The sequence below is a fragment of the Paenibacillus sp. 01L418 genome, assembly GCF_056400045.1.
On record NZ_JBFTSN010000503.1, the window covers coordinates 1 to 4,181 of the forward strand.

Below are 4,181 nucleotides of genomic sequence, written 5' to 3' on the forward strand. Positions count from 1 at the left end.
CGGTCAAAGCCGCCAAGCAGCAATAGCTTGGCGGCTTTTTTTCTTTTCATCATCATGACGCAAAAAATAGCCTTCAGAGTATAGGACTGCGTATTCTGAAGGCTTTCGCATCTTTATTAATCTCCTAATTGCTTACTTCCAACCATTACACTTATTTGCTTGACGCGAGGCAAACCTGAGTACTGGTCTTCAAAGATCTTATTATTGTATTCCACAATAAATCTAGAGTCCAGCTTGCCTACACTGCTATCTTGCAATGGAAAGTCTATACCTGATTCATCTGATTTTTCTTTCACATTCCCTAAAACAGCATTAATGGTTAGGTCGCCTTTTGCAAAAAAACCGCCGTTCAACCAAAACGTTGAACCTACCCCGTAGAGCTCCGCTTTGCCTTCTGTATAAAAGAAAGCATCTAGTCTATTTTTTTTAATGCCTTCCCCTTCATATTTCCCATAATTCGTGAAGGCATCAAATCGATTTAGCAAAATGTTTTTCTTTGAAATGAGTACCAGCTGCTTCGTTGTCCCGTCCGTTTGATCTCCTTTTAGTTCAGCATCCTCAATCGTTGTCTCATTAGAACTTGAGCCTGCTCCTAAACAAAAAATCGTGCTGTCCACCTTAATCTTTTTACCTTTAATCGACACGTTGCCCGTTACAAGTATATTAGCTTTAAGATCTAAGTAATCAGAACTAAGATTAACAATCGTCAAATCACCATTTACGATAAACCATTTCCCTGAATTTCTTGCATCTTCTGAATAGGTGAGTTTTTTAAAATCTACCCCGTTTAAAGTCAGATTCCCTTGATGTATGATGGATTCCGATAAAACCGAATTGAATACATTTATGTATTCCTCATATTTAATGATCTCAGCCTCGTATCTAGCTACATCAAGCGGGTCATCCTGATTTGGAAGCGTCGGTTGCGTCACAATTGCAACTTTTTTCAATCCCATATTACTGAGTTCATCTATAAAAGGATTCATATTATTTGCATTAAATACCGTTTTCAGCTTTTCTCGAACGCCAATACTGTTGCTGGTTGCTTCAATTGCTTTGTCAATAAATGACTCATCAATATTAATGGATCTGAATTTGCCATTATCCTTAAGATGAATATTTTCATATTTAATACCGAGAACTCTTTGAAGTTCACTCTCATCATTTGTCGATAAGCTTTTATAAACGACCGGCTGAGCTTTATCAGTGCTTTCAAAATATTTGATGGCATGAAATGAAGGCACAAATAGATTTCCATCTAGCCTTGGATATTGAGTAAGCTGCCGATCTCCCAGTGATTTATACCTATATTCTGCTCGGTTGGAAATCTTCAACTCATGCCCTGCATAGACGTTACCCATTGCATACGGTGAGCCGTTAATAATAACATCCTGTTCCGAACCATAGGCATACTGCAGAAATTCTGGATAGGAATCAATCAAGACATGCTGAACCATTTTTCGTTTAACTCCATTTACAACAGCTTCAGAGGTAAGCTTAAGCTTGTAACTTTGAAGGTTGCTTCCACTTTCCACCTTAATATCAGTTATCTCTGCATTAGCCCCATCCAACTCAGTACTCGTAAGCTTCGCTTTAAAATTATCCAAATTCTGAATTTGAGTCATATATTTCTGTAATTCCTCAGAGCTAATATCCTCTCGTCCATCATATTCGGAAATCAGATAAGACACGGCTTGATTAAGAGACTTTTCTGCTAGATGAAGGCTTTGAACATCGTTCTCGCGCGTCTCTGTTCGAGTTGCTCCGCCTAAACTAGCACCTAAAATGGCTGTCCCTAATATCGTAAATAAAAGAATCATAAAAATAACGAGCAATAACGCATAGCCGCGTTCATTTCGAATCATGGCATATCTCCTAGAAGCCAAATTTACTTTCCAATGCTAATTGCTGTGTTTTTCCAGCGTGGGTTTGATTAAGCACAAGCTTTATCTCAATAAGTCCTGTACTGCATGCCCCAGGCTTCTCACAAATGAGTTTGATAGTAGACGCTGGAGCAATCGTTGACTTTATTTTGAGATCGCGGTTTCCTACCATTATTTCGCCATTATCGATCTTGATCATCTTCACTTCGGTGGGATCGTTTTTGGACAATTCAATACCATACCCCGTTGACCCTATTAAATCTGGCGCAAAAGTATACAACTCGTTAATAACGGAGGACATAACTAAATCTCCCTCATCACGCAAGGAGTTTTCAATCTCGATCTTGTTATAAGTGCCAATTCCGAAGACGAGAACGGAATATATGATTCCTCCAAATATCGAAAGCAAAGCCATTGATGCGATGAGTTCAATTAATGAAATTCCTTCTTCATTTCGTAGCTTACTAACGTATTTTCTCATTTGTTATGTAGCCCTCCACCCTTGTTACCTCACGAGCATTGTTGCTGCCCCCAATAGGCTCTACAAGAACGTTAATCGGGATTAAATAATTCGCTGTTTTTCCTTGAAGCGAAAGATCGGTCATAATGTCTTTCTGATATTCAATCGATATTTGATATGCAACACCGTTAATCGTTGGGTGAAGAACCTCAAATAATATATCCCCATTCGAAACCAGCTTTTTCACTTCTTCAGAGCAGCTTGTCGCCCCGCATGAAATCTCTGTTTTGCCATCCACAACAAAGTATTTTTTGATCGGATCAAATTCTTGCTTCTCCATATAAAACAAAGCATTCCGTGCTAGATTCACCATAACTGTCTTATTCTGATTCCCTTTCGCATAAGTGAGTGCATTCGTGAAAAATGCTGTCATTGCTAGAGCAACGATGGATAGTATTGTAAATGCAGCCAGCACTTCAATTAGTGAAAAGCCCGCTTGTCCTTCTGCTTTCTTATAAAATCTCATTTGTGATTCCTCACCCGCTTCTTCATAGCCACCATCGACATAATTAATTCCTTTTTCTTCTAATCTCAGTTTACTATAGCTAGGTATATTTTTCTATGACAAAAGAACAAGTTTCGACATTAATATGTAATTTTAATAAGTCATTAGAACCATTTTTGTTACCTTGATCACATATGTTATAATTTTCTTATGGAACAATGGAAAAAAAATCTGATCGTGTTGTGGTTCGGACAGTTTCTCGTTATGGCTGGGATGACGATGATCATTCCGTTCCTGTCCCTCTATTTGCAATTTGATTTAGGTTTAACCGATAAGCATGAGATCGGCGTGTGGGCTGGGCTTATTTTTGCGGGCAACTTTGTGACGTCATTTATTTTTCAACCTATATGGGGAAAGATGGCTGACAGGTACGGTCGCAAAATGATGCTTCTCCGCTCTGGTTTCGGTATGTCCATCGTTATGGTATTGATGGGGTTTGCCACAACTCCATGGCACTTGCTGCTGCTTCGAATGGTGAATGGGACAATATCCGGCTTCAACCCTGCATCTATCGCATTAATTTCAGCAACAACGCCAAAAAATAAGATGGGCTTCGCGATGGGTACGATTCAATCAGGAGGCATTGCCGGAACGATACTTGGCCCATTTATTGGCGGCTTGCTCGCGGATTCTATTGGCTTTAGGCCGATCTTCTACCTGACAGGAGCTTTGCTGTTCGCAGCCTCGCTGCTTGCTCTATTTGTTGTAAAAGAACCGTTTGACCGCATGAAAGCAGCTGCTCGCGTGCAAGCCTCCGTCATCGAAGGTTTTCGGAAATTAAGCGGCATTCCTCAGCTTACTGCGTTATTTGCCGTCACTTTTCTCATTCAATTCGCTATGATGAGCCCCATGACGCTTATTCCGCTTTATGTTCAGGAGCTTCACGGGACAACGGCCAACCTTGCTTTCTTGGCAGGCTTCGTCGGATCAGTCACCGGTCTCTCCAATCTCGTGTCCTCGCCGCTGCTCGGTAAGCTTAGTGACCGAATCGGCGCAGAACGTGTACTTGGCGTAGCGCTTGTTGGTTCGTCGCTCGCCTTTATCCCACAAGCGATGGCAGGCACCGTATGGCAATTGCTCATTGCCCGCTTTTTTCTTGGCATCTTTCTCGGGGGGCTTATCCCAGCCGTAAACTCCCTTATTCGAAAATACACACCTGACGGCATGGAGAGCCGTTCCTACAGCTTCAACACCAGCACAATGAGTCTAGGCAACATGATTGGCCCGATCACGGGTGGTGCCCTCTCCGGTTGGATCGGCATTAAAGGTTTAT

At 41.3% G+C, this 4,181-nt stretch carries 4 protein-coding genes; 1 reads left to right on the plus strand and 3 read right to left on the minus strand.

Annotated elements, in window-relative coordinates; translation table 11 throughout:
- Positions 1-116: 116 nt before the first annotated feature.
- Genes AC1DSE_RS31380 through AC1DSE_RS31390 form a run of 3 tightly spaced genes read right to left on the minus strand, consistent with a single transcriptional unit; the run spans position 117 to position 2,869 of the window.
- On the minus strand, positions 117-1,865 hold the full coding sequence (locus tag AC1DSE_RS31380; protein WP_477512207.1) for a hypothetical protein: 1,749 nt from the start codon (positions 1,863-1,865) through the stop codon (positions 117-119).
- A 10-nt stretch (positions 1,866-1,875) separates the two neighbouring features.
- Positions 1,876-2,364: a PilW family protein gene (locus AC1DSE_RS31385; RefSeq protein ID WP_430054113.1), complete on the minus strand. Its 489-nt coding sequence runs from the start codon at positions 2,362-2,364 to the stop codon at positions 1,876-1,878.
- Entirely contained in the window at positions 2,348-2,869 is a 522-nt protein-coding gene (locus tag AC1DSE_RS31390; RefSeq protein ID WP_430054114.1) for a type IV pilus modification PilV family protein, read from the minus strand. Before AC1DSE_RS31390 ends, AC1DSE_RS31385 begins: the two co-directional genes overlap by 17 nt.
- Before the next feature lie 189 nt (positions 2,870-3,058).
- Here AC1DSE_RS31390 and AC1DSE_RS31395 point away from each other — a divergent pair.
- Positions 3,059-4,181 (plus strand): MFS transporter (locus AC1DSE_RS31395; RefSeq protein ID WP_477528775.1); only part of this gene is annotated, 1,123 nt, incomplete at its 3' end.

Bases quoted from the DNA above. Each gene is read 5' to 3' on its own strand.
- AC1DSE_RS31380 (WP_477512207.1), bottom strand. From the start codon at position 1,865: ATGATTCGAAATGAACGCGGCTATGCGTTATTGCTCGTTATTTTTATG.
- AC1DSE_RS31385 (WP_430054113.1), bottom strand. From the start codon at position 2,364: ATGAGAAAATACGTTAGTAAGCTACGAAATGAAGAAGGAATTTCATTA.
- AC1DSE_RS31390 (WP_430054114.1), bottom strand. From the start codon at position 2,869: ATGAGATTTTATAAGAAAGCAGAAGGACAAGCGGGCTTTTCACTAATT.